The organism is Pseudomonas sp. GL-B-19, from assembly GCF_019956415.1.
In the GTDB taxonomy this organism is placed as follows: Bacteria; Pseudomonadota; Gammaproteobacteria; order Pseudomonadales; family Pseudomonadaceae; genus Aquipseudomonas.
Genome location: NZ_JAHBDK010000029.1, coordinates 11877 through 37235 on the forward strand (window position 1 = coordinate 11877; position 25359 = coordinate 37235).

Annotated in this window: 28 protein-coding genes; 14 read left to right on the top strand and 14 right to left on the bottom strand. The window is 60.2% G+C overall.

Features of this window, described 5'->3' with window-relative positions; translation table 11 throughout:
• Window positions 1-21: 21 nt before the first annotated feature.
• Window positions 22-1524, bottom strand: coding sequence for an aldehyde dehydrogenase family protein (locus KGB06_RS12140; protein WP_223515935.1), 1503 nt, complete (start codon window positions 1522-1524; stop codon window positions 22-24).
• Window positions 1525-1879: 355 nt separating this feature from the next.
• Here KGB06_RS12140 and KGB06_RS12145 point away from each other — a divergent pair, with 355 nt between their 5' ends.
• From KGB06_RS12145 to KGB06_RS12155, 3 genes are read left to right on the top strand one after another with little or no spacing between them, the layout of a single operon-like run.
• Entirely contained in the window at window positions 1880-2083 is a 204-nt protein-coding gene (locus KGB06_RS12145; RefSeq protein WP_223515938.1) for a hypothetical protein, read from the top strand.
• A 57-nt stretch (window positions 2084-2140) separates the two neighbouring features.
• A complete protein-coding gene (locus KGB06_RS12150) occupies window positions 2141-2656 on the top strand; it encodes a DoxX family protein (RefSeq protein WP_223515941.1) in 516 nt (171 codons plus the stop codon).
• Window positions 2657-2711: 55 nt separating this feature from the next.
• Complete coding sequence (locus KGB06_RS12155; protein ID WP_223515944.1) at window positions 2712-3410, top strand: dienelactone hydrolase family protein; 699 nt, start codon at window positions 2712-2714, stop codon at window positions 3408-3410.
• A gap of 53 nt (window positions 3411-3463) precedes the next feature.
• Here KGB06_RS12155 and KGB06_RS12160 read toward each other — a convergent pair whose 3' ends face one another.
• The 7 genes from KGB06_RS12160 to KGB06_RS12190 all read right to left on the bottom strand — a co-directional run bounded on the left by KGB06_RS12160 (window position 3464) and on the right by KGB06_RS12190 (window position 12203).
• Window positions 3464-3826 (bottom strand): copper-binding protein, encoded by a 363-nt coding sequence (locus KGB06_RS12160; RefSeq protein ID WP_223515947.1) that lies wholly within the window; start codon window positions 3824-3826, stop codon window positions 3464-3466.
• Complete coding sequence (locus tag KGB06_RS12165; protein WP_223515950.1) at window positions 3823-6981, bottom strand: efflux RND transporter permease subunit; 3159 nt, start codon at window positions 6979-6981, stop codon at window positions 3823-3825. Before KGB06_RS12165 ends, KGB06_RS12160 begins: the two co-directional genes overlap by 4 nt.
• Complete coding sequence (locus tag KGB06_RS12170) at window positions 6978-8198, bottom strand: efflux RND transporter periplasmic adaptor subunit (RefSeq protein ID WP_223515953.1); 1221 nt, start codon at window positions 8196-8198, stop codon at window positions 6978-6980. Before KGB06_RS12170 ends, KGB06_RS12165 begins: the two co-directional genes overlap by 4 nt.
• Window positions 8195-9451 carry a TolC family protein gene (locus KGB06_RS12175; RefSeq protein ID WP_223515956.1) on the bottom strand — a complete coding sequence of 419 codons (1257 nt, stop codon included), beginning with the start codon at window positions 9449-9451 and terminating at the stop codon, window positions 8195-8197. Before KGB06_RS12175 ends, KGB06_RS12170 begins: the two co-directional genes overlap by 4 nt.
• Before the next feature lie 95 nt (window positions 9452-9546).
• A complete protein-coding gene (locus KGB06_RS12180) occupies window positions 9547-9888 on the bottom strand; it encodes a hypothetical protein (protein ID WP_223515958.1) in 342 nt (113 codons plus the stop codon).
• A gap of 285 nt (window positions 9889-10173) precedes the next feature.
• The gene (locus KGB06_RS12185) at window positions 10174-11142 is read right to left on the bottom strand and encodes a nitrilase-related carbon-nitrogen hydrolase (RefSeq protein ID WP_223515961.1); all 969 of its coding nucleotides are present in this window, start codon (window positions 11140-11142) and stop codon (window positions 10174-10176) included.
• Window positions 11143-11246: 104 nt separating this feature from the next.
• A complete protein-coding gene (locus tag KGB06_RS12190; RefSeq protein WP_263288252.1) occupies window positions 11247-12203 on the bottom strand; it encodes a GlxA family transcriptional regulator in 957 nt (318 codons plus the stop codon).
• A gap of 275 nt (window positions 12204-12478) precedes the next feature.
• Between KGB06_RS12190 and KGB06_RS12195 the strand changes: the two genes are divergently transcribed.
• On the top strand, window positions 12479-12973 hold the full coding sequence (locus KGB06_RS12195) for a PaaI family thioesterase (RefSeq protein WP_223515963.1): 495 nt from the start codon (window positions 12479-12481) through the stop codon (window positions 12971-12973).
• Between the two features lie 27 nt (window positions 12974-13000).
• Here the strand turns inward: KGB06_RS12195 and KGB06_RS12200 are convergent, their stop codons facing one another.
• Window positions 13001-13621 carry a cell wall hydrolase gene (locus tag KGB06_RS12200; protein WP_223515966.1) on the bottom strand — a complete coding sequence of 207 codons (621 nt, stop codon included), beginning with the start codon at window positions 13619-13621 and terminating at the stop codon, window positions 13001-13003.
• Between the two features lie 139 nt (window positions 13622-13760).
• Here KGB06_RS12200 and KGB06_RS12205 point away from each other — a divergent pair, with 139 nt between their 5' ends.
• Window positions 13761-14621, top strand: a complete 861-nt coding sequence (locus tag KGB06_RS12205; protein WP_223515970.1) for a CAP domain-containing protein — start codon at window positions 13761-13763, stop codon at window positions 14619-14621.
• A 22-nt stretch (window positions 14622-14643) separates the two neighbouring features.
• Here the strand turns inward: KGB06_RS12205 and KGB06_RS12210 are convergent, their stop codons facing one another.
• Window positions 14644-14880, bottom strand: coding sequence for a phage GP46 family protein (locus tag KGB06_RS12210; protein ID WP_223515973.1), 237 nt, complete (start codon window positions 14878-14880; stop codon window positions 14644-14646).
• 202 nt (window positions 14881-15082) lie between these two features.
• Between KGB06_RS12210 and KGB06_RS12215 the strand changes: the two genes are divergently transcribed.
• Both KGB06_RS12215 and yghX read left to right on the top strand, forming a co-directional pair.
• Entirely contained in the window at window positions 15083-16846 is a 1764-nt protein-coding gene (locus tag KGB06_RS12215) for an L-lactate permease (RefSeq protein WP_223515976.1), read from the top strand.
• Between the two features lie 102 nt (window positions 16847-16948).
• The gene (yghX, locus tag KGB06_RS12220; protein WP_223515979.1) at window positions 16949-17836 is read left to right on the top strand and encodes a YghX family hydrolase; all 888 of its coding nucleotides are present in this window, start codon (window positions 16949-16951) and stop codon (window positions 17834-17836) included.
• A gap of 47 nt (window positions 17837-17883) precedes the next feature.
• On the opposite strand, the gene KGB06_RS12225 is transcribed toward yghX, so the two are convergent.
• Together KGB06_RS12225 and KGB06_RS12230 are read right to left on the bottom strand one after the other, a co-directional pair.
• The gene (locus KGB06_RS12225; protein ID WP_223515981.1) at window positions 17884-18027 is read right to left on the bottom strand and encodes a hypothetical protein; all 144 of its coding nucleotides are present in this window, start codon (window positions 18025-18027) and stop codon (window positions 17884-17886) included.
• A gap of 8 nt (window positions 18028-18035) precedes the next feature.
• Window positions 18036-18824 carry a DeoR/GlpR family DNA-binding transcription regulator gene (locus KGB06_RS12230; RefSeq protein WP_223515984.1) on the bottom strand — a complete coding sequence of 263 codons (789 nt, stop codon included), beginning with the start codon at window positions 18822-18824 and terminating at the stop codon, window positions 18036-18038.
• Between the two features lie 112 nt (window positions 18825-18936).
• Between KGB06_RS12230 and KGB06_RS12235 the strand changes: the two genes are divergently transcribed.
• From KGB06_RS12235 to KGB06_RS12245, 3 genes are all read left to right on the top strand, one after another.
• The gene (locus tag KGB06_RS12235) at window positions 18937-19815 is read left to right on the top strand and encodes a serine hydrolase domain-containing protein (RefSeq protein ID WP_223515987.1); all 879 of its coding nucleotides are present in this window, start codon (window positions 18937-18939) and stop codon (window positions 19813-19815) included.
• A gap of 118 nt (window positions 19816-19933) precedes the next feature.
• On the top strand, window positions 19934-20740 hold the full coding sequence (locus tag KGB06_RS12240) for a DUF2092 domain-containing protein (RefSeq protein ID WP_223515990.1): 807 nt from the start codon (window positions 19934-19936) through the stop codon (window positions 20738-20740).
• Window positions 20737-20922: a hypothetical protein gene (locus KGB06_RS12245; protein WP_223515993.1), complete on the top strand. Its 186-nt coding sequence runs from the start codon at window positions 20737-20739 to the stop codon at window positions 20920-20922. The genes KGB06_RS12240 and KGB06_RS12245 overlap by 4 nt, the downstream gene beginning before the upstream one ends.
• A gap of 31 nt (window positions 20923-20953) precedes the next feature.
• On the opposite strand, the gene KGB06_RS12250 is transcribed toward KGB06_RS12245, so the two are convergent.
• Window positions 20954-21622 (bottom strand): ATPase, encoded by a 669-nt coding sequence (locus KGB06_RS12250; protein ID WP_223515996.1) that lies wholly within the window; start codon window positions 21620-21622, stop codon window positions 20954-20956.
• Window positions 21623-21795: 173 nt separating this feature from the next.
• Between KGB06_RS12250 and KGB06_RS12255 the strand changes: the two genes are divergently transcribed.
• The 4 genes from KGB06_RS12255 (at window position 21796) to KGB06_RS12270 (ending at window position 24497) form a co-directional block, all read left to right on the top strand.
• Window positions 21796-22290 (top strand): hypothetical protein, encoded by a 495-nt coding sequence (locus KGB06_RS12255; protein WP_223515999.1) that lies wholly within the window; start codon window positions 21796-21798, stop codon window positions 22288-22290.
• Window positions 22291-22363: 73 nt separating this feature from the next.
• Window positions 22364-23272 carry an alpha/beta fold hydrolase gene (locus tag KGB06_RS12260; RefSeq protein ID WP_223516002.1) on the top strand — a complete coding sequence of 303 codons (909 nt, stop codon included), beginning with the start codon at window positions 22364-22366 and terminating at the stop codon, window positions 23270-23272.
• A gap of 138 nt (window positions 23273-23410) precedes the next feature.
• Window positions 23411-23632: a hypothetical protein gene (locus KGB06_RS12265; RefSeq protein ID WP_223516004.1), complete on the top strand. Its 222-nt coding sequence runs from the start codon at window positions 23411-23413 to the stop codon at window positions 23630-23632.
• A 124-nt stretch (window positions 23633-23756) separates the two neighbouring features.
• Window positions 23757-24497, top strand: coding sequence for a hypothetical protein (locus KGB06_RS12270; RefSeq protein ID WP_223516007.1), 741 nt, complete (start codon window positions 23757-23759; stop codon window positions 24495-24497).
• Window positions 24498-24536: 39 nt separating this feature from the next.
• Here the strand turns inward: KGB06_RS12270 and KGB06_RS12275 are convergent, their stop codons facing one another.
• A complete protein-coding gene (locus tag KGB06_RS12275) occupies window positions 24537-25340 on the bottom strand; it encodes a hypothetical protein (protein WP_223516009.1) in 804 nt (267 codons plus the stop codon).
• Window positions 25341-25359: the final 19 nt, after the last annotated feature.

A 25359-nucleotide genomic window follows, 5' to 3' on the forward strand; every position in this document is an offset into this window, starting at 1 on the left:
CCCCGCCTGCGGTCGGGATACCTAGCGTTTGACCGACAAATCGGTCTGCGTCATGCGACTACGAATAGTAAACACGCCGTCTCCGGAGAGAATCGCACTGCGAGCAAACAGCCGACCGCTCTCCCAGTTCGAAAGACCCAGCTCCGGCTTGTTCAGCGCGTACTGTCCGTCGACCCAGCGAGTGATCCCGTTGCCGACAAACGGAGCGTTGACCGCGTTGTAGAAACGCTCATGCGCAGCGTCATCCGCACTGATCAACGACACTGTGAACTGCGGGCTGTAGCGATTGAACAAGGCAATGGCACAGTCCAGATCGTCGACGATCATCAGGCTGACTTCCGGGGTTTCTTCCCATTCCCACTCGCGGCCCAATTGATCCTCTGGCAATGGCTCGACCATTGCCTCGGTCCGGTAGCCTTCGGCGCGGTATACCTCGACGTTTGCACTCAACCACTGAGCCGGCAAGTCCCCCTCGCTGCCTTCGACAATATGCAACTTGCAGCCCTGGCCCCGTGCGTTGCCAGCCTGTTGCAACGCATCGAGAAACAGCGGCACCAATTCGGCGGCGCGGTCGCGCTGGATCAGGCAGACGTTCAAGGTGTTGCAGACCTTGCGGTCCAGAGAGTTGCGTACGACGGCGGCGAAGCGAGTCGCGTCGGCATCCTTGTCGGCGATCAGCCAGGCACCGCCGGTGCCGTGCAGGCTGACGGCGGTGCCGGCCTGTTGGGCGATGCTGCCCAATTGGCTGACCGCACGCCCCGAACCGCGGGCCACGGCCAGGGACAGACGTCGGTCGGCGAACATCGCCCAACCGGCCGCGTGGTTGACGCTTTCGACCAGCGACACCGCGCCGAATGGCAACCCGGCGTCGCTCAGTGCCGGATTCAGGGCATGGGTGACGATGGCTTGGGCGGTGCTCAATGCATCGCTGCCAATGCGCAGCACGGCGGTGTTGCCAGTGCGTAAGACACCGGCAGCGTCGGCGAACACATTCGGTCGGCCTTCAAAGACAAACGCGACGATGCCCAGCGGCGACACCACTTGTTCGACTTTCCAGCCGTCATGCTCAACGCAACTGATCACCTTGCCCCGTGAGGCGGGCGCATCGTGCCAGGCGCGCAGGCCAGCGATCATGTCACTGCGCATGCGTTCATCCGCCAGCAAGCGCGTGGTGGAACGCCCACGGGCCTTGGCGCGTTCGATGTCGGCGAGGTTGGCGGCCGCGATCAAGTCCCAGCACTGCGGGGTTTCCAAGCGCTGGGCAAACAGATCGAAGAAGGCGCTGATTGCTTGATCCGACACCGCCGACATCGCGCTGAACGCCACTGCTGCACGTTCGATCGCAACGCTGGCCGCTTGCTGGTCAGCCACCGGAATCAGCAACAATTCGCCGCTGACCTGTTCTACCAACAGGTGGTCTCCGGGCTGAAAGCGCGCGGCCAGTTCGGGGCTGACCACCGTGACACGATTACCGGCAAAAGGAATCGGCGTGCCAGCGACTAGACGTTCGAGCGCAAGAGACATGAAGCGGTTCACCATGCAGGGGGCGGCTGGAAAATGTATAGGAAATTTTCCAGAGCGTCATTCACCACTAATCCCCTGTGGGAGCGAGCCGGCTCCGGGCGGCGTTCCGACGAATGCGGTGTGTCATTCGACGATGATGCTGACTGATACACCGCATTCGCGAGCAGGCTCGCTCCCACAGGGGGTTGTGCGCCGGGCTTGTATCAGTGTGTATACAGCCCGCCTCCTGACACACCCCGCCCATAAAACCCCGCCGCAAAGACACATCGCAGATACACCGTCTTGATGAACTACGCCTGTCGATTGGCCAAGCCGATCAAAGCGCTCAACTCACTCAATGCTACGGAGTATCACCATGTTCAAACTCTCAACGTCCTCCCTGACCCTCGGCCTGCTCATCGCCGGTGGCCTGGCCTTGTCAAACGTCGCATCGGCCTCCGAATCCGAAGCCTTCAGCATGAAACAACTGGCCCACGGCTACAGCCAGGTCCAGGCCGACACCGCGGAAAAACCCGCCGAAGGCAAATGTGGCGAAGGCAAGTGCGGCGCCGGCGAGTAACCCATCGCGCGGGGCACGCCGTGGCCCCGCATTCCTGCCCCAGTGGAGACCAAACCCATGAACACCTCGCTCTCGTCGGCCGTCAAAAGCCTGCACCTGAACCTCGACCGTGCCGGTAGCTGGCTCGCGCCCCTGACCTTGCGGTTGTTCATCGCCTGGGAGTTTTTTGAGTCAGGCCGGGAAAAATGGAATGGTGAAAACTGGTTTGCCGACATCCAGGACCGTTTTCCGTTTCCATTCGACCACGTGCCAGCCACGCTGAACTGGGAGCTGTCGATGGGGGCCGAGCTGATTGGCGCGCTCGCCATTCTGCTGGGCCTTGGCACACGGCTATCGGCGATCATGCTGATGGTGGTCACGGTGGTCGCCACCGCTGCCGTTCACTGGCCGGCCGATTGGTCTACATTAAGTGAGCTTGCCCAGGGTTACGCCATCAGCAACAAGGGTCACGGTAACTTCAAACTGCCGCTGATCTACCTCGCCGCCCTGCTGCCGTTGTTGCTCTCGGGTGCCGGCAAGCTGAGCCTCGATACGCTGCTGGCGCGATTTTTCTGGCGCCGTCACAATCGTTGAGATGCTACCGTGGCAAGCTTGACTCTTCACCTCACTTGCGTAGACAGGAGCCACCATGAGCGTGACCACCCAATGGATCGAGATCGACGGCGACGAAGGTACATTCGGCGCTTACCTGGCCATTCCGCATACCCAACGAGGCCCGGGGATCGTCTTGATCCAAGAGATCTTCGGTGTCAACGAGCACATCCGCTCGGTCGCCGAGCAATACGCCGCTGACGGGTATCTGGTGATCGTGCCAGACCTGTTCTGGCGTAGCGGCCACCGCATCGAACTGACCTACGACGAAGCCGGCTGGAAACGCGCCGTCGAGTTGATGAACGCCACCGACATCACCAAGGCGCAGGCCGACATCAAACTGGCCATCGACGTGCTCGATGCACAGCCGGGGCTGGATGGTGGCATCGCTTCCATCGGTTATTGCTTTGGCGGCTTGCTGTCTTACCTCACCGCTACCAACGGGCTGGTGGATGTGGCGGTCGCCTACTACGGTGGCGGCATCCAGAATCACCTCGACCGCGCCGATGACATCCAGGTGCCACTGCTGATGCACTTCGGTGAGCAGGACAGCCACATTTCGCTGGAAGCCGTAGAGAATATCGCCGAACGTTTCGACACTAACGACAATGTGGAAATTGTCGTGTACCCAGAGGCAGAACATGGTTTCAACTGCTCGCACCGCGACAGCTACAACCAGCGCGCAGCGGCTGAGGCACATGGTAATACGTTGATTTTCCTGGGCCAGGAGCTCTAATTCAAACGGGCCGGCGGTGCGAATGACCTTCGCACCGCCGGGCTCGCCAGACGCTACTTCGCTACATCAATCGATACGAGGGTCGCCGTCGCCCCTTGCAACTGAAACTCGAAGTTCACCTGATCTCCCACCTTCACCGCAGCCAGTTGCGCCTCTGTAGCCTTGAACCCCATGGTCATCGGCGGCCATTTCACCGCCGGCACGGCACTGTGGGCGATGGTTACCGTGTGTTTCGCACTGTCGATGGCCTTCACGGTACCTGCCGCCTTGGCAACCGGAGCTTGCGCTGCTTGCTCCTTCATTGGCTTACCGTCCATGGCCTTGTCGTCCATCTTCATGCCCGACATATCCTCTGCCTGAGCCGAAAAAGAAAGGGCAATCACGGTGCTTGTCGCTGCGATCAGAGTCAGTTTCATTGGGCGTTTCCTTGAGAGTGAGTGGTTTGTGACAGGAGCTGACGGCGACGCATCAAGCGATACGCCGCCGGAATGACAAACAGCGACAGCAACGGCGCGGTGATCATGCCGCCGACCATGGGCGCTGCGATGCGGCTCATGACCTCGCTGCCAGTGCCGCCGCCCAACAGAATCGGCAACAGGCCGGCAATGATCACGGCCACGGTCATGGCCTTGGGTCGAACACGCTGCACTGCGCCTTCACGAATGGCGGCGACCAATCCGAGTTCCGTGCGGTCGCCCGCGTCTTCGCGCTCGGCCCAGGCATTTTTCAGGTACAGCAGCATGATCACCCCAAACTCGGCGGACACCCCGGCCAGCGCAATGAAGCCGACGCCCGTGGCCACCGACAGATTGAACCCCAGCCAATAGAGGAACCACGCACCACCCGCAAGGGCAAACGGCAGCGTGGTCATAATCAGCAAGGCCTCGTCGAAACGCGCGAACGTCAGATAAAGCAGCACAAAGATGATCAGCAGCGTGGCCGGCACCACCAATTTGAGCCTCGCGTTGGCCCGCTCCAGAAACTCGAACTGCCCGGAGTAACTCAGGCTCATGCCGGGGTGCAACGTGACCTGCTCGCTGACGACCCGGCGCAGATCGGCGACCACCGAAGCGATGTCCCGCCCACGCACGTCGATGTACACCCAGCCCGACGGACGCGCGTTTTCGCTCTTGAGCATCGGTGGCCCGTCCGTGACCTTGACCTTGGCCACCGTGCCGAGGGTGATCTGACTGCCCAGTGGCGTGTAGATCGGAAGTTGCTCCAACGCACCAAGGGAGTCACGCCACTCTCGCGGATAACGCACATTGATCGGGAAGCGCGCGCGATCTTCGATGGTTTCTCCGACGTTTTCACCGCCGATGGCGCCAGCCACGATCGACTGCACATCGGCGATATTGAGCCCATAGCGAGCAGCCGCCTTGCGGTCGATATCCACGTCGATGTAACGCCCACCGGTCAAGCGCTCGGCCAGCGCGGAACTGACGCCCGCAACATTTTTGGCCGCCCTTTCGACGCTTTGTGTCACCGCATCGATCTGCGCCAGATCGCTGCCGGCCACCTTCACCCCGATCGGGCTTTTGATGCCGGTGGCCAGCATGTCGATGCGGTTGCGAATCGGTGGAATCCAGAGGTTGGTCAACCCCGGCACACGGACCACGCGGTCCAGTTCTTCCACGAGTTTTTCCTGGGTCATGCCCGGTCGCCACTGGTCATGGGGCTTGAACTGGATCGTGGTTTCGAACATCTCCAGCGGTGCCGGATCGGTGGCGGTTTCTGCACGCCCGGCCTTGCCGAAAACGTGTTCGACTTCCGGTACGGTTTTGATCAGGCGATCCGTCTGTTGCAGCAGTTGCGCAGCTTTCTGCGTCGACAGGCCGGGTAGCGCCGATGGCATATAAAGCAGATCGCCTTCGTCCAGTGGCGGAAGGAACTCGCCCCCCAGACGCGACATCGGCCACAACGCGCTGGCAAAGACCAGGAACGCGACCAGCAGGGTGATTTTCGGACGACGCAGAACGGCATCCAGTGCCGGTTGGTAGAGCCTGATCAGCCAACGGTTCAGCGGGTTTTGTTGTTCATTGAGGATCCGACCGCGAATCCAGTAGCCCATCAACACCGGCACCAAGGTTACCGACAGCCCCGCCGCAGCCGCCATGGCGTAGGTTTTGGTGAACGCCAACGGGCCGAACAATCGCCCCTCCTGCGCTTCAAGAGTGAACACCGGAATGAACGACAGGGTGATGATCAGCAAGCAAAAGAACAACGCCGGCCCCACTTCCACCGCTGCATCGATCATGACCTGCCAGTGCCGCTCGCCCTTGAGTGCTTCCCCTGGATGAGTCGTGTGCCAGGCCTCGATCTTTTTGTGGGCGTTTTCGATCATCACCACGGCAGCATCGACCATGGCGCCAATGGCGATGGCGATCCCGCCCAGGGACATAATGTTGGCGTTGATCCCTTGATGGCGCATCACGATGAAAGCGATCAACACCCCCACCGGCAACGAGATGATCGCCACCAATGCTGAACGCAGGTGCCAGAGAAAAATCCCGCACACCAACGCCACCACGATGAACTCTTCGATCAACTTGTGGCTGAGGTTTTCCACAGCGCGATCGATCAACTTGCTGCGGTCGTACGTGGTGACGATCTCCACACCGGCCGGCAAGCTGCTTTTGAGCTCTTCAAGCCTGGCCTTGACCGCTGCGATGGTTTCCTTGGCGTTCTTGCCGCTGCGCAGGATCACCACGCCGCCGACGGTCTCGCCTTCGCCGTCGAGTTCAGCCAGGCCCCGGCGCATTTCCGGTCCCAGCTGAATCGTTGCTACATCGCCAAGGGTGACAGGCACGCTTCCCACGCCGAGCTTGAGAGGAATCGCCCGAAAGTCATCAAGCGTCTTCAGATAACCCGAAGCCCGTACGACAAACTCGGTTTCCGCCAACTCCAGCACCCCGCCACCGGTTTCCTGATTGGCCTTGCCAATGGACTCGGTAATTTGTGCCTGGGTAATCCCCAGATTGGCCATTTTCAAAGGGTCGAGCTGGACCTGATACTGCTTGACCATGCCGCCGACGGTGGCCACTTCGGCGACGTTGGGCAAGGTCTTGAGTTCGAACTTGAGGAACCAGTCTTGCAGCGCGCGCAGTTGCGCCAGATCGTGGCCGCCGCTGCGATCAACCAATGCATATTGGAAGATCCAGCCCACCCCGGTGGCGTCCGGTCCCAACGCCGGTTTGGCGCTGGCAGGCAGACGGCTCTGGACCTGGCTCAGGTACTCCAACACCCGTGAACGTGCCCAGTACTGATCAATGCCATCCTCGAACAACACGTACACAAAGCTGTCACCGAAAAAGGAGTAGCCGCGAACGGTCTTCGCCCCGGGCACCGACAACAGGGTGGTTGCCAGTGGATAGGTCACTTGGTTCTCGACAATCTGCGGTGCCTGGCCTGCGTAAGGTGTGCGAATGATCACCTGGACATCGGACAAGTCCGGCAGCGCATCGATGGGTGTGCTTTGTACCGACCACACGCCCCAAGCCGTGACAAACAGCGTTGCCAGCAGCACCAGAAAGCGGTTGGCCACGGACCAGCGGATCAGTGCGGCAATCATGGCTGGTCTCCGGTTTTTTCCAGCGGCTGGGCCTCAATGCCTTTGAGGCTGGCTTCGGAGTCGAGCAGGAACTGCCCCGACGTGACCACCTGCTGCCCTTCCTTCAGGCCATTGAGTACCACCGTTTGACCGTCGCTTTCCGGCCCGGCCTGCACCTCGACCGGACGGTAGCGCCCGCCCTCTTCGGCCACCATCACCAACACGCGTCGCCCCGTGCGGATCAAGGCTTCGCTCGGCACCTGCAAGACTGTTTCGGTGGTGCTGTGCAAGCGCACCTGTGCTGTCAGCCCAGGGCGCAAGCGGCCGTCAGGGTTGGGCAGTTCCACCCGCACGCTGACGGTGCGGCTGTCCGCATTGGTTTGCGGCAGAATCGCGCTGACCGTCCCGTGAAGAACCGTCAGCGCAGAACCCACAAGGCTGGCTTCCACGGTTTGACCTGTCTGGATTGCCCCCGCAACCGCCTCCGGCACCGCTACTGTCAACCAGACACTGTTCAGGCCATTGACCCGGGCCAGCGTTTCTCCAGCGGCCAGGGTCATGCCGACGCGTACGTTCAGTTCCTGCAACGCACCGGCAATCGGCGTGGTGATCGTCTGACTCAACTGCACTTTGGCACTGCGTTCGACCTGGGCGATCAAAGTGGCCGGCATCCCGGTCAGGCGCAATCGCTGTCGGGCAGCGGCCAACAGGCCGGGGTCGCCCAGGCGCTTGAGCACCAGAAACTCCTCCTGAGCGCCAGCCCATTCCGGCACCAGAATGTCCGCCAATGGCGCCCCCGCCTTAAGCACATCGCCCGGTGCACGGGCGTATACCCGCTCGACGAAACCCGCTGTGCGCGCCTGAATCACCGCCACGTCCCGTTCGTTATAAGCCAGCACACCTGCTGCCTCGAGGCTCGAGGCCTGAGCGCCACGGCGGACCTTGGCCAACCGCATACCGAGATTCTGCGCCACGCTCGGATCGATCTGGATAGAGGCCGTGTTGGCTTCGGCGTCGGCGTAACGCGGCACCAGTTCCATTTCCATAAAGGGCGACTTGCCGGGTTTGTCGAACTTCTGCTGCGGGTACATCGGGTCGTACCAGTACAAGGCTTTGGGTTCTCCTCCTGCCATCGCGCCTTGATTGATCGTTGCCGGTTGATGGGCAAGCCAATAGCCGCCGACGCCACCCAGCGCCATGGCGCACGCAACCCCTGCCACGCTTTTTAAACGGCTCATTGGCCATTCTCCCCGTAGGCGAAATACAGCCGCGCGCTGGTCAGTGCTTTCTGTTCGTTGATGTCGATCTGCTTCAGACGGGCCTCGATCAGCTCACGCCGGGTGGCAACAACCGCCGACACATCGCTTTTGCCCGCCCGATAACTGGCGAGGGTCAACTCGGCCTTTTCTTTGGCCAACGGCAATACACTTTCCTGCGTGCGCCGCACTGCACGCTCCAGTCGCTGGTAGTCGGCCAATTGGTCTTCCAGTTGCTGGGTGTGCTCACGAACCAACGCCTCGCGCTCGGCTTCGAGTTGATTGAGCTCAGCGCGTTTGGCGGCGATCTTCGGGTTTTGCCGCGACGCGGGAAACAGTGGCAGGTCGAAGGTGAATTGCACGCTGACCATGTCGCCGAACTCACGCCCACGCTTCTGGTAATCGAGCTCCCAGCTCCAGTCGGATTGTTTGTCGGCTTCGGCTTCGCGGACTTTGGCCTGCGCTTGCCGGGTCATGGGCGCGAAGGCCACCAGTTCCGGGTGATGCTCAAGTTTGTGGGCGTAACGGGTGGTATCGATGGGCCATTGCGGCCAGTTGCCGATGGGTTGCTCATTGGCAGCGGGACCGATCCAGCGTTTGAGGGCGGCGCGTGCCTGGGCTCGCTGGAGCGTCAACTGGTCTTGCTGCTCTTCCAGTTGCGCCGCTTCCTGCTTGGGCGTCACCGCATCGGCGGGTTGCGCGCGACCACTGGCGATCTGCGCGCGCACGGTGTCGGCCAGCAAACGGTTCTCGCGATAAAACTCCTGGAACAACACGTGTTTCAGCTCGACGGCATAGCTGTCGATCCAGGCCAGCGCAGTGGCCTGACGCACCGCCAGGCGCTCGACTTGAGCTTGCGCAGCGGCCACGTCTACGGCCGCGTCGGCGACGTCAGTACGCGCCCGGCGCTTGTCGCCATTGGGCATTTCCTGCATTACGCCGACCATCTGCATGGTCATGAAGTCGTGATCCAGCGTGCCGCGATCAGGGCCGCCCACCGGAAAGTTTTGCACCCCCAGCAACAGCTTGGGGTCAGGTAATTCCCCGGCGGGAATCGCGGCACTGCGGGCCGCCTGGAGTTTTTCTGCTTGAGCGGTGAGCGACGGCGCGTTGTCATCGGCCAATCGCAAGGCTTCATCGAGGGTCAGTGGGGCAGCAACGCACGGCAACGCCAATACGCTTGCGGCCAGGGCAGCCGCGAGCGGCCACCCCGTGCAAAAGCACGTGGGTTTCATGTCTGAAATTCCTGTCATGATCCGCTGCGCGCGTTTTACGGCGCACAGCAACGCCATCCCGCATGGGCGGAATGGGGCTCAACGTGGAACAGGAATCAGGCGCGAGGGGGGCGCCATACCCCGGACGGGGTCTGGACAGGCATCACGTCCGCGAAGAACGTGGCTACCACAGGGCTGAACAGGTTGACAGGAGGTTTGATGATCGAGACTTGCAGCATGCCACCGGTTTTGCATTCCTGACCGGGCTTGCAAGGTTTGCCATGGTCGGGCGCGGTGCTCATGTCCTGGCAGCAGTCCTGATCCATGTCACCCATCATCGCCATGCCCATGGTTTTCATCGGGCAAGGTTCTGCGGGTGCTGAAACGCCCGCCATCCCACTCAAGGGAAGCGCGAGGCTGATCAGGAAAATCAGGCAAAACCGCAGATAGCGTTTCATGGGGCTGGAGTCTAGCGGAGGTAACGGCGCTTTCAAATACCGGACAGCAAAATGAAGTGCCAACGCAACCTGTAGCAGCTGGCGAAGCCTGCGTTCGGCTGCGAAGCAGTCGTGAGACCTGAGTTTGCGGCTTTCCTGAAACACCGCATCGTCTGATTTCACGACTGCTGCGCAGTCGAACGCAGGCTTCGCCAGCTGCTACAAGAATTGCGTTACCGCAGAAATTTCTTAACTGACCGGGGCTTCTCACTTTCGGAGCCCCGGCACGCCATTTCGTTTATTTGATCAGACCTCTTCCGCTTGCGCAGTGACGGCCAACTTCGGCTGAGCATTGCGCTCATGAACATGGCGATGGGGCGTGCGGTCGATGTTCAAACTCAGAATCTCCGGACGGCTGTAGTGACCACGGCCGTCCATTTGGCGTTTGCGGATCTCGATCTCGAACAAGTCGATGTCAGCAATCACTTCGCCTTCGCCTTCGGTCAGCGCACCGACCACTTCACCTTGTGGGTCGATGATCGCGGTGTAGCAACCGCCGGAAATCGGACCGATCTCGCAACCGGTATCGGCCATGATTTGGGCTTGCTGTTCCGGGTACAACCAGGCGGTCGAGTTGACCACGAAGCACGCCGATTCCAGCGCATGCATGCGGATGCTGACTTCCATTTGACGGGTGAACCGTTCGCCGGCAAACGAGCCGGGGTACATCGAGGCGTGAATCTGTTCACCGTCTTCGATCAAGGCATACCGCGCCAGCGGGTTGTAATGTTCCCAGCAAGCCAGTTGACCGATGCGCCCTACCGCGCTGTCGGTGGCGCGCAGGCCGGAGCCATCGCCCATGCCCCAGATCATGCGTTCGTGATAGGTCGGCGAGATCTTGCGACGCGCCTGAATCAGCGTGCCGTCGGCATCAAACAGCAGTTGCGTGTTGTACAGCGTGCTGCCATCGCGCTCATTGACACCGATGGACACCACCATGTTGGCTTCCTTGGCGGCTTTGCCGATTTCATCGGTGGTCGCCGAAGGCACCACCACGGCCTGATCCAGCAACTTGTAGTGCTCGGAACCCATTTTGAAAGGCGCCTGCACAAAGGAGAAATACGGGTAATACGGTACGACGGTTTCCGGGAAAACGGCGAACTGCACACCCTTCTCGCCGAGTTCGCGAATCTTGTTAACGACCTTTTCTACCGTGCCCTCACGGCTGTAGAGCACGGGTGCAATTTGGACGGCAGCGGCTTTGACGATGGTCATGGCGGTGATCTCACTGAGGGATTGGGCTTCAACGAGATCAAGATTACGACAATCATATTTTGTCTTAAATGTCGAATACACCACCTTTCAGGACATACCGGACATCACACTCGATTAGCCCGCTGAATCACCTGCGGCGGTTGCCCGAACGCACGGATAAAGGCCCGACGCATGCGCTCCCGGTCGCCAAAACCGGTTTCGGTCGCCACCACATCGATAGCATGTCGACCGGTTTCCATCATCAGTCGCGCGGCTTCCACCCTCAGGTTTTCGATGGCTTTGGCCGGCGATTGACCGGTTTCGGCGTGGAACACCCGACTGAATTGCCGGGGACTCAGATGGGCGGCGCGGGCCAACTCCTCCACCGACAACGCGGACTTCAGATGCTGTTTGGCGTAGGTCAACGCCGCCTGGATGCGGTCGGTCTTCGGTTCGAGTTCCAACATCACCGAAAACTGCGACTGACCACCCGCGCGGCGGTGGTACACCACCAATTGCCGGGCCACCGTGCGCGCCACGTCGGCACCGAGGTCCTTTTCCACCAGCGCCAGGGCCAGGTCGACACACGCGCTCATGCCGGCGGCGGTCCAGAGATTGCCGTCGTTGATGAAGATGCGGTCCTCTTCGACCAGCACCTTTGGAAACGCTCGCTGCAAGGCCGGCGCATGACACCAATGAGTGGTCGCCCGCCGACCATCCAGCAAACCCGCTTCGGCCAGTGCAATCGCCCCGGTACAGATCGAACCCAGACGCCGCGTGGACGCGCTGGCACGGCGCAAAAACGCAACCATGCCCGGCGACGTTGGCCGGACCAGGTTGTCGCCCATCACCAGCAGCGTATCGAACGCGCGCTGATCGAATGCGCGGGTTTCCACACCGAAACCGGCGGAAGTCTGCACCATGCCACCCTGCTCGGACAGCAGCGAAAGGCTGTACACCGGCTCGTCGGCGCTGTTGTTGGCCAACTCGAAGGTAGCGCACATGGCGAGGCCGAGAACCTGGAAGCCGGGGTAAACGATGAGTCCGATGTTGAGCACGGCAGTTGTCCGTAAACGTGGCATGACAAGTTTCAAGCCATTCGAGCAGGACTTTACTCTGCTGTGGACTGCACCGGTAATGAAAAAAAGTACCCGGCTGGACTAATGGCGATCTTTAAGGCAAGGCGCAAAACCTGTGGGAGCGAGCCTGCTCGCGATGGCGGACTGTCATGTGCCACCACCATCGCGAGCAGGCTCACTCCCACAGGGATTGCGGCACTCCCCGAATGGCGCAATGGACTTCCCCTCGTTCCGGCGTTTTAATCTCAGCGGACTTCAAAGCACCACAAGGGACAACCATGCTCGACATTTCCATGCAGGACAGCGCAGCCCCGGAGGGCGTGTGTTACGGCTGCGGCAGCCGCAACCCTCACGGGCTACACGTCAAAAGCCACTGGCATGCCGATGGCATCCACGTCGTCGCCGAGCATCTGCCCGACGCCAAATACTGCGGCTGGCCGGATCTGGTGTACGGCGGATTGATTGCGATGTTGGTGGATTGCCACTCGAACTGGACCGCCATGGCTTACCACTACCGGGCAGAAAACCGCGAGCCGGGATCACTGCCGCGCATCGACTGCGTCACCGGCAACCTGGGCATCAAGTTCATCAAGCCGACGCCGATGGGCGTTGCGCTGACCTTGCACGCCAAGGTCGAGGGCGATGTCGGGCGCAAAAGCCGGGTCATCTGCGAGGTGTACGCCGACGGCGTGCTCACGGCAGTGGGAGACTCGGTGTTTGTTCGGGTCGATACCGGGCAACTGGCCGCTGCGGCGCATGGTCGTGAGGTGTAAGGGTTTTACAGCTGAGAGTTGGGCGACCTACTTCGCCGACCCATCGTGCGGCTTGTAGAACACAAACAAGCCGATACTCGCCGTTTTGATGTACTTCTTGGCCCAGACAGGCTTCACCGTCTTGTCATGGAAGTACATCGCGCCACCGGTGCGATCCGGCAGCTGCTTGTTCAGTGCCTTGCGCGCGATTTCCTTGGCCAACTCATATTGGGTTTCTTCCTGGACCGTGTCCGGGCGCCCGTCGCACCACCAGGAAAACTGGCAGCTTTTGGTTTCGGAGCCTTGCTTGACCACCCCGCACACGGTGTCAGGAAAACCTTCGTGGCCGAGACGGTTCATCACCACGTTGGCCACCGCTTCCATATCAGCCATGTTCTCGCCTTTGGCTTCCCAGTAAATGGAGCGGGCCATGCAAGTAATCGCATCGTCCAATGGAGACTTGCCGGCCGGGTCGACAGCCTGGACTTCGGACGGGGTGATGGCCTGGGACTTGGGCACTGAGACGTTGCTGCCCTTCTCGGCCGCCTTCTGTTCAAGCACCTGCGCCTTGTCTTCCGCCACGTCCTGCTTTTGTTGTTGATCGTCCGCAATAGCCTGACCGGTGAGCAGTGAAACGGCGAGGTACGCGGCGATCCATTTGACGGGCATGGCGCAAACACTCTGGGAGGCGTCGGTTCAGTTTAGTAGCCAAATCATGTCAGCTACTGAGTCACAAACTGCAAAAAGCCATTGCCTTGTACGGGGGGAGTTCGCGCATCATGGGCTCAGTCCGTCCAAGGGGGTTTTCATGCACGTCTTATCATCCGCTATGCGCTTAGCAGGGTTGTCGCTGGGTTTGGTGCTTGCCACTACGGCCATGGCGTCCGAAGAAACGCAGCTGACCGACTCGATCAACGCCTTTCGCAGCCTGGCGCAGCGTTGCGCCGGTCAGGTCTCGCCGGAGTTGCCACCGCTGAACAGCGATCCGCGTCTGGTATTGCCGGCCAGCGGACCGGTCGATTTGCAGCAGGCCATGGTGCGTGCGTCGTATCCAATGTTCAATGTGCAAGCGATTACCTTGACCGGCCCGCGTGATGCGCAAGCGGCGATGATGGCGGTGCAGGAAAGCTTCTGCCAGGTCGTGCTGGACCCTAAATTCATCGACATCGGTGTCAGCCGCCAAGGCAGCGATTGGCGTATTGTGCTCGCCCGTCCCCTGTTACCCGCGCGCCAGGGCGATGCCGCCGCCGAAGGCCAGAAGCTGTTGGTCGAGCTCAACGCCGCGCGCACCCAACCCCGTCAGTGCGGCGGCCAGGCGTTTGCCGCGACCACACCGCTGGCGTGGAACGCCTTATTGGCGTCAGCCGCCGAAACCCACTCCCGGGCAATGGCCAACGGCAATTACTTTGATCACAAGGACCGCGACGGCCACATGCCCGGTGACCGCGCGGAACTGGCGGGTTACAACTTTCAGCAGATCGGCGAGAACATTGCCGCCGGGCAAGACACCGTGCACAAGGTGGTTAACGGCTGGCTGGCCAGCCCAGGTCATTGCGCCAACCTGATGAATCCACAGTTCCGTGAGCTCGGCGCCGCTTACGCGGTGGACCCGAAGAGCGATGCGGGGATTTACTGGACGGCCATGTTCGGTACGCAGTTAGGACAATGATCAGAGCGGTGATAAGCCGCTCTCACAGCGTTTGCTGACTGTTGCCGACGGTTTTGGCTTTTTCGATGGCCCACGCCATCGCTGCCTCGAAGTCCAGCCGATGCGGGGACGGATGGTGGTCCTCTTCAATCACCGAGCCGTCCGGCCGGTACACACCGATCAGCATTTCCAGGGAGCCGTCTTTCAGTATTTCGGCTGTGACCTTGATCGAGCATCCGTTGGAAAGCGTCTCCTTGTGTTCCTCATGGCGTTCAGTCATCGCTGTCTCCCTCTCGTGGTGCATGGGGGCGGGTCAGTTATCCTCTCTCAGCGTAGTAGAAGTTCGCCCGGGATCTCGCTGACCAAGGCACCTTTCAATGATGACGAACCTCCCCGAGTCAGCGGCGTAATGCCACCTATACTCCTTTCCACCAACCCCGCCCGGGGCCTGCACTACCGACAATAAAAAGCAGAGGTGGAACATGGTTTGGCAACAAGTCTACGATCCCTTCGGTAATCCGGTCATTTCAACCCTCATGGCAGCCGTGCCGGTAGTGGTGATGCTGGCCTCCCTGGCGTTTTTCCACATCAAGGCGCACATGGCGGCGTTGCTCGCACTGGCGTCTGCCTTGCTGATCGCGATCCTGGCTTTCGGCATGCCGGCGAACATGGCCGGCTCGGCGGCGTTATTCGGCGCTGCCAACGGCTTGCTGCCGATTGGCTGGATCGTGCTCAACATCATCTTCCTGCACCGACTGACCACCGAGAACGGCTCGTTCAAAGTGCTGCAGGATTCCCTGGCGCGCATCACCGACGACCGACGTTTGCAATTGTTGCTCATCGCCTTCTGTTTCGGCGCGTTTTTTGAAGGCGCGGCCGGCTTCGGTACGCCGGTGGCGGTGACCGGTGCGATCCTGATCGGGCTCGGCTTCTCGCCTTTGGCTGCCTCCGGCCTGGCCTTGATCGCCAATACCGCGCCGGTTGCGTTTGGCGCACTGGGTACACCGATCATTACCCTGGCCAAAGTGACCGGGCTGGATGAAATGGAGCTGTCGATGATGGTCGGTCGCCAGCTGCCATTTTTCTCGGTACTCGTGCCGTTTTGGTTGATCTGGGCCTTCGCCGGCTGGCGCAAGATGCTGGAGATCTGGCCAGCAATCCTCGTGGCCGGGGTCAGTTTCGCGGTACCGCAATTCCTGGTGTCCAACTACCACGGCCCGATGCTCGTGGACGTGATCGCCGCGCTGATTTCCATGGCCTGCCTGACGGGTTTCCTCAGGGTCTGGAAACCCGCCACGGTGCACACCTCGGCCGCCTTGACCGGGCGCGTCGACACCTCGAAGATCGACGCCGAACATGAGCAGGCACCGACGGCGAGCGCGACCTTTTCCAATGAAGCCAAACCGGCGGTAATGCGCGCGTGGATGCCGTGGATCATCCTCACGGTCTTTGTCTTCGCCTGGGGCACACAGAGCTTCAAAAACTTGTTCGATACCCGCCCGGCGATCGATCCGGCAACCAGCTCGGCCAAGCTCGACCCGCAAGGCAAACCGATGCGCGAAGCGAACCCGATCTTCGCCCCGATCGTGACCTTTACCACCCTGCACCAGCAGGTTGAAAAAGTACCGCCGGTGGTGCCTGCGCCTAAAACCGAGGACGCGATCTACAAGTTCACCTGGTTCACCGCCACTGGCAGCGGCATCTTGCTGTCAGCCATCCTCGGCGGGCTGCTGATGGGCTACTCGATTCCGCAACTGGTACACCAATACCTGCGAACGCTGTGGGTGGTGCGCTACTCGCTGATCACCATTGTGGCGATGCTGGCCTTGGGTTACCTCACGCGCTACTCGGGACTGGACGCCACCATGGGCCTGGCCTTCGCCGCGACCGGTATTTTCTACCCCATGTTCGGCACCCTCCTTGGCTGGCTCGGCGTGGCGTTGACCGGCTCCGACACGGCCTCCAACGTGCTGTTCGGCGGCTTGCAACGGGTGACCGCCGAACAACTGGGGATCAGCCCGGTGCTGATGGCGGCGGCGAACAGTTCTGGCGGGGTCATGGGCAAAATGGTCGACGCGCAGTCGATTGTGGTGGCGTCCACGGCGACGCGCTGGTACGGGCATGAAGGGGAAATTCTGCGGTATGTGTTCTTCCACTCGATTGTGCTGGCGATTCTGGTCGGTGGGTTGGTGACGTTGCAGGCGTATGTGGCGCCGTTCAGTCACATGGTGGTGGGTGGGCATTAGTCCGCACGTCCCCCTGTTTGCCACAACCCGGACGAACTGTCCGGGTTGTGCGCCAAACGCTGCTTTACTGGATTAAATCCTGATCAAACGGGAAGCGCCCCGATGGAACGTCTCACCGCCAAAGATTTCGCCCCCGAACTGCTCGAACTCTACGATTACTACGTCCATGGCAAGATCAACCGCCGAGAGTTTCTTGATCGCGCAGCGTTGTTCGCCCTGGGCGGTTTGACTGCCAGCGCACTGCTCGCGTCCCTGAGCCCCAACTATGCGCTCGCCGAACAAGTGGAATTCACCGACCCGGACATCATCGCCGAGTACATCACCTACCCCTCACCCAAGGGCCACGGCAATGTGCGCGGCTATCTGGTGCGCCCGGCCAAAGCTACCGGCAAAGTGCCGGCTGTGGTGGTGGTGCATGAAAACCGCGGGCTTAATCCTTACATCGAAGACGTCGCCCGACGCGTCGCCAAAGCCGGGTTCATTGCGCTCGCCCCCGACGGTCTGAGTTCGGTCGGCGGCTACCCAGGCAACGATGATAAGGGCCGCGAGCTACAGGCGAAGGTCGATCCGGAAAAGCTCATGAATGATTTTTTCGCCGCCATCGAGTGGCTATCGAAAAACGACGCGACCACAGGAAAAGTCGGCATCACCGGCTTCTGCTATGGCGGGGGTGTCTCCAACGCGGCGGCCGTGGCCTATCCGGAACTGGCGGCGGCCGTGCCTTTTTATGGCCGCCAGCCAAAAGCTGAAGATGTGGCCAGAATCCAGGCGCCATTGCTGCTGCATTACGGCGAGCTGGACAAGGGCATCAATGATGGATGGCCAGCGTACGAATCCGCGTTGAAAGCAGCCGGCAAAACCTATGAGGCCTATATTTATCCAGGTTGCAATCATGGTTTCCATAACGACTCGACGCCTCGCTACGATGAGGCCGCTGCCAAACTGGCGTGGGACCGTACGATCGCGTGGTTTCGCAAGTATCTGGTTTAGGGGGCGTGCTGTAAGCGCAGGCAGCAGGTATCAATTCCTTCGATCATTCACATCACGAAGCCGAATTTTTTATTTTCCTCCGACGTATTCAAGATGGCGACATCTCGAATACGTCGGACGACATCTTCATGAACCTGAATTTTGCCTTTGCCTGCTTCATCGTTGTGTCGTTTGCGATTGCGCTGGGACATGGTTGAGCTCAGGCGTCTACCTGAACCACCTCAATACCCAACCGCTGATAATCCTCAACGTTGCCCGACGCCAGCTGTTGCTCGGTGATCAGCGTGTGGATGCGATTGCACGGTGCGACAACGAACGGCTCCACCGCGCCCAGTTTGTCCGCCGTGGTCACGGCCACCACGTGCGACGCGCTGTCGATCATCGCCAGTTTTACTGGCACCTCATCGAAATGCAGCGAGCTGATGCCGACTTCCGGGTGAATCACACAGATACCGGTGAACAGCAGATCAGCCTTGATGCCCTCGATCAGCCGAAGGGTTTCATGCCCGCTGGCCGACATCGTCGCGCGATTGAGTTGCCCACCGGCAAGGATCACTTTGATGCCTGTGTATTCGGCCAAGGCAATAGCGATCATTGGCGACGCAGTAATGGCCGTGATGGCAATGTCCGAGGGCAGCGACCGCGCGATCTGCAGCGTTGTGCTGCCTGAATCGAACATCACAATCTGGCCATCCTGCACCCAGCGCGCGGCAAGTTGGGCCAGCTGCGTTTTTACCTCATCGGTTTCACCGACCCGGGTGAAGAAATCCTTGCCCGTGTCTTTAGGTCGCGGCAACGCGCCGCCATGCACCCGTTGCACCAACCCTGCAGTCGCGAGTTCTGACAGGTCGCGGCGAATGGTGTCTTCGGAAACGGCGAAATGCTGACTCAGCTCGGAGGCCATGACCTTGCCGTCGCGCTCAAGGAGCAGGAGGATTTTTTGCCGGCGCACCGACGGTAGCTCGGCTGCGGCGTGCTGATCGTGCATGTTTTTGCCTGATATTGCGGGTTTATGCGAGATTAGCCAAGCCACCGATAAAACACAATTGAGCGTTTCTGGCACACTTCCACGGCACCTTCATCCAAAGCAGCCATCACCCATGCCATTTGCCCTTGTCTCAAACGGTTCACCGCTCACGCCTGCACAGCCTGATGTGACGGTTCCCTGGTGGAGTTTTACCAAGACCGTGCTCTGCGCCGCCGCCCTGTCGCTGGTGCGTGATGGCCTGGTCGATCTGGACGATACTCTGCCGGAAGGACCGTTCACCCTGCGCCAAGTGCTGCGGCATGAAGCCGGCTTGGCGGATTATGGCGAGCTGGCGGAGTACCACACCGCCGTGGCGCGCAACGAAACGCCGTGGCCCGCTGATGACATGTTGCGACGCCTGGAGGCGACCCGATTGCGCTACGCACCCGGCGACGGCTGGCGGTATTCGAACGTGGGTTACCTGTACGTGGCCAGGTTCATCGAGCGCCTGACCGGTCTGGCGCTGGAAGAGGCGCTGACCCGACTGGTTTTTTCACCCCTCGGTTTGTCACGTGTGCGCCTGGCCACGACGCGAACCGATCTGAAGGGCGTGACCATGGGCGCTGCGCAAGCGTATGACCCGGGCTGGGTGTATCACGGCCTGTTGGTCGGCCCGCTGAATGAAGCCGCGCTTTGTCTGGATCGTCTACTGGCCGGCCAGACCTTGCCGTCATCGTTACTGCGGGAGATGCAAACGGCCCGCGTGCTCGGCGGGCCGATGGCCGGGCGACCCTGGGTTGCGCCTGGCTATGCCCTGGGCCTGATGCAAGGCGCGGTCGAGGGCGGGCTGGTCTTGAGCGGGCACACCGGCGGCGGGCCGGGCAGCGTGATCGCGGTCTACCGCTGCACGAAAGGCGACGACTCCGCGAGTTGCGCGGTTTTTGCCGAAGGTGGCGCCGATGGGGCTGTTGAAGCAGAGGCTGTCAGTCACTTGGTGAATTGCCTTAAATGACTCGGACCTATGCGCTAAAAAATCAGCTCGGATGAGTGGTCATTCATTGCGTGTGTGATGGGACTAACGTTGTAAGTCCACACCGGGCAATCCGGTATTCTCACAGCGGTGAACTTCCATGGACAAGATCGCCCGACAGTTAATCGACTCTTCGACAATCCGCTTCGCTGGCGCCGGATTGGCATTAATAGTGGGATTGAGCATTCCGAACGCCGCCCATGCCGATGAGGCGTACGCAAAAAATTTACTCAAGAGCATGTCCGACTACCTGACCGCGCAAAAAAACATATCGTTCAACTACGACACAAACTTTGAAGTCATCACCAAAGAAAAACAGAACCTTGCGCTGGCCGCTTCCGGCACGACAGTCATCAGCCGCCCCGACAAGATACGCAACATGCGCGCGGGTGGCTTTGTCGACATGGAAGTGCTGTTCGACGGCACCACCCTGACCTTGTTCGGCAAAAACACCAACACGTACACGCAAGTGGCTGTGCCCGGCACACTTGATCATTTGATTGATGAACTAAGGGAAAAATACGACCGACCGGTGCCTGGCGCCGACCTGTTCGTGTCCAACCCTCAAGAGTCGTTGATGAACGGCGTGACCAACATAAAGGACTTGGGCAGTGGCGTCATTGGAGGCGTCGAATGCGATCACCTGGCCTTCAGAAGCAAAGCCGTGGATTGGCAGATCTGGATCGCCCAAGGCGAGCGTCCTTACCCTTGCCGCTATGTCATCACCTCAAAACAGGTCGCGGGCGGGCCGCAATACAGCATTCAGTTTAGTAACTGGAAGACTGGTGATGAGGTCGCCGCCGACGATTTCACCTTTAACAACTCGACGAATGCGCAGAAAATCGACTTGAAAGACCTCCCCGGCGATACGTTGCCAAAGAACTTTGTGCGAGGACCTGGCAAATGAACCTTTTGATAAAAACAGGCGGTTTGCTACTGGGCGGCTTCGTGCTGATCGCAGCGCTTGAACTCGGTGAAACCCTGTCGATCCCGGGCGTACACAGCGTTATATCCCAGGCCGAAGCGGTTGTCGGACGCCCTCTCACCCCGGTCAGCGTGGCCGGGGTGGCGCGGCGTAGCAATCGGTGATGACAACCCAGGCTTGAACGCGGGAGCTGCGTCAGTTACTGGCAACGTGCGCCACACTGTCCGACTTCACCAACGCCTTCAGCGAAGCATCAAATTGCTTCAGCGCGCTCACTTGCAACTCGGTTTGCTGGTCGATTTGCGCAGCAATTTCCGGCGCTGCTTTGCCATGCACCCAGACCGAAGGCATTTGCTGTGCGCGTGAGCCTTCGGCCTGGCCGATGTACTGCAGGTTTGCATCGTAGAACTTGGCCATGAAGCGCGCTTCGACCTGATTATTGCGCTTGGACACCAGACGGCTGTAGGTATCCAGCATCACCACCACGTCGGGATGGGCTTGCACCAGTGCGTCGAGGTTGTCGTAGACGGTCACCGAGCCGAACTCTTTTTGCAGCGAGCCCTTGAGCCAGTTGATCGCAAGCTTCGGATCGGAGCTGTTGACGAACGCGTTGCTGATGCGCGAATCCAGCTGAGGATTCTTCGCGCCGTTCACCGCTACCGCGTGGTACTGCTCAAGGTATTGGAGGGTGTTGAGGGTATTTTCGCTGTAGAGCACGCCCACCGATCGGGCATGCTGCAGGCTGGTTGCGCTGTCGGCGATCGGTAGGAAATGGCAAGACGGGTCAGCCGCGTAAGCCGGCACGGTGGCGGCGACGCTGCCGCTGAATACGGCGATAAAAGCCACCAAGGTAGACATTCTCATCGCGCAGGTTCCTTCAAGGGCGAATTCGGTATGTGCCTATCCTCCTCTCTTGGCGAAAAAACAGAACTTGCGTTCCTTGATGGTAACTATTGATTAAACCAATGGTGGCGCGATGAGCCTGGGCTACGCTGTTCTGATGCCCTTGTTTCTGCCCTCACCCATGGAGCCCAAACGTGCATCGAATTTCCTCTGCCGCTATCGCCTTGACCCTGTTATTCGCCTTGACCCTGTTATTCACCTTTTCAGATTCAGCCTCTGTGGATACCCCCGCCCTGAATGAAGCCCGCACCCTCGTCGCCAAAGCCCACATGGGCAGCAATCTCCCGGCCCTTGCACTGTCGACGGCGCAGGGAACGGTCTCCTACTCGGTGATCGCCGAGAAACTGGGGGCTGACGATGCCAGGCGCATCGTGTCCGAGGAAATCACCGCATTGCTGCCCAAGTATCAGCCGGAATGGGATAAGAACCTGGCGCGGGCCTATGAAAAGTCGTTCTCTGAAGAAGAACTGTCATCGCTCGTCGCTGATGGGCCGGCCTCACCCTACGTGGAAAAAGTAAAAGCACAGCTAGCCACCGTCGGTGCAGAGATGCGCTCGACTTCAGAACCGATTGTGACGGCACTGGTGACTGAGGCGCTGAAGGCGACCATGGAAAAGCACGTGCCTTAAGGCGGATGCCCTCGTAAGCGGTCTACGCTGCTTCAGGTACGCCACTTCCCACGTGTACCCTGGAGACACCGTCATGCTGCGCACCCTGCTGACCGCTTCCTTGCTGCTTGCACTCAGCCTCCCGGCCCTGGCCGGGGTGACGCCATTCCCTGCTGACTTTCGTACGCAAGACATCACCGTCGAAGGCGTGAAAATCCATGTGCGCGTCGGCGGCAAAGGGCCTGCCGTGGTGATGCTGCATGGTTTTGGTGACACCGGCGACATGTGGGCGCCACTGGCGGCTGACCTGGCCAAGGATCACACCGTTGTGGTGCCGGACTTGCGCGGCCTGGGGCTGTCGTCGATCCCGGACAACGGCTACGACAAGAAGACCCAGGCGGGCGACATCCGTGGCGTGTTGGCCGCATTGGGGATCGAGCACTCGGTGGTCATCGGCCATGACATCGGCACCATGGTCGCCTTCGCTTACGCCTCGCGATATCCGCAGCTGACGGATCGCCTGGTGGTGATGGACGCCCCGGTGCCCGGCATCCCGCCCTGGAACGATATCGTCCGCTCACCGATGCTTTGGCACTTCGACTTTGGCGGGCCGGACGCCGAGCGGCTGGTGGCAGGTCGTGAACGCATCTACCTGGACCGGTTCTGGAACGAATTCGCGGGGGACCGCAGCAAAATCGATGAAGCCACCCGTCAGCATTACGCCAACCTCTATGCCCGCCCCGGTGTGATGCACGCGGCCTTCGCCCAGTTCGGCAGCATTCGTCAGGACGCCGTGGACAATGAAGCCTCAATGAAGACGCGGCTGACGATGCCGGTACTAGCCATCGGCGGGGAAAAATCCTTTGGGGCCAATGAAGCGATCGTGATGCGCAACGCGGCGGACAACGTGACCGAAGTGGTGATCCCGGGGGCTGGTCACTGGCTGATGGAGGAAGCGCCGACGCCGACCATTCAGGCGATTCGCGATTTCATTGCGCAGTGACGCGAGTGCTGGGGAATGCGCGCCAACATTGGTTGATACGCCACTGTTTCGTGGCTGATTCCGACGACATCCTCGCTGTTACCTTACCGACCGTGTTGTCACTTCTGCGGGCTTTGGCAGGCCAATAAACCGGGTGAAGTGACCGGAACCAATGCCAGCCGAAAAATGACCTACACCGGCCTGGTCAATCACACCATGTTCGATAACAAGCTGATCGAGGTCGCCAAAGGCAAACGTAACAGCTGGAACTTCACCTTTGCTGACGCAACGGCGGGGCGGTCAAACGGCCGCCCCTCTGTTTCATCGGTTGATACACCGCCGTTACGCACGCTGTTACCTGCCGGGCAGGAACAGTGTTGATAAGCCCTCTGACTGTAACGCCAAGACACTTCGCCGCCCTGCCCCGCCCGCCTACAGTGAAGCCGTCAATGAGCTCAAAGGGCCATTGACTGCCCGACACACCACACCAAGGAATAGGGAAATCATGAGCAAATCCAATGCGGTAAGTGCCCATCAACAGCAGCTGCATGATGACGTGCAAGCGGCCGTCAAATCGATCCTGGCCGCTCCAACGGCCCTGAAATCCACCGACTACAGCAAGGTGTTGACCTCAACCCTGGCCGCCACACAAAAGTCGGTGAAGATCCAGATCGCCGCTGGCGACCTGACCACGCTGAAACAGTCCGGCTACAAGCTGTGTTTTGCCAAGAAGGTCGGTACCGAAGCCTACAACGTGGTCTGGCAGTCTTATGTCCAATACTTGAGTAACAGCACCTTCAGCTGGACCCCGCAATATCAGCTGTTCGGTTCCAACTCGTTCCAGGCCAACGTGCAAGTGGATGTCTCGACCAACCTCATCACTATCGGCCTGGGCCAACAGTCCGTGCTAGACAGTTCCGGCCTGCTGGGTTCGGCGACGAGCGGCGGCCCTGACACGGCGATCACCCTGATCAACAATTACGGCAATATCCACCCCGGCGTCAGCCAATTGTCCACCGGCATCGATGGCAAGCAGGTCAGCACGCCGATCTACGTGGCTTCCAGTCCAGTGGTCCTCGGCTCCACGGCGCTGACCCCGATCGAAACCATATTGGTGTGGTTCGAACAGAATGTGCAGACCAGCACCATGTTCAGTACCTCGCGCTCTCAATCTGTCGAAATCGACCTGACCTTCGACAACACCGCCACCCGCCTCTACTCCGGCGGCAGCTGGACCGTCGTGTAAAACCTGCATCCGGGGCAACCTTGCGGTTGCCCCGTCTACTCAAGCGTCACCGCCACCCCGGGCGAAATACCCGGTCAATGACTGGCAGATGGATTGCGCCAGATCTTCCTGAGTGGCAATGCCGTAAGGGCGATTGCGATCAAACTGTTCTGACCAGCGAATCCGCCCCTGAGCGACATCAATCAGGCGCACCGAGGCCCGGACCCGGGACGATTCAACCCGTACGCTGCCCTCCAGTGAATAATTGCCGCGCCCGACCCGCACAAGGTCCGAGGCTTTGACGCTGTTGCGCGGCACCTTCATCAACACGTGGTTGCCATGGCTTTGCGTCTGCTCGAACGACTCGAACAGCCGGCAGCTCAGCTCTTCACACAAGCCCCGGGCAAAGTCATCGCCGTCGCGAGTGATGCAGGTGAACGGCTGAATCTGCAGCACCGGATGGCGCGTCGCGATCGCTTTGGGCCGGAGTCGTTGATAAGCAAGCCGATAGCACCCGGCCGGAATGCTCAGGCGTACCGGGTCTTGCTGACCGGTGGTGGTGTAATGGGTCGCGAGTTTGCGTCGCAGCCGCCCCACCTGCACGCGCACCACCGGATCGTCGCCGGTGCAGTAAATCGCCGGATCACGGCGAAACACCGCCAGGCCGATAGCGTGCTCGGTGAGCGCAATGCCCGGAGATTGAAGGTCATGCTCGAGCAGATAGCGCAGCAGATCGCCCATCCGTCGGGACTTGGCAAACACCGGGCTGGACAACAGCTGCGCCAGCACCCGCTCCATTTCTTCACGATCAAGTGGCTCGGGGACACCCTCGGCACTCGAATTGCTTACGTGCTTGATCACCATTGCCTGCCTCCGTGCAGGA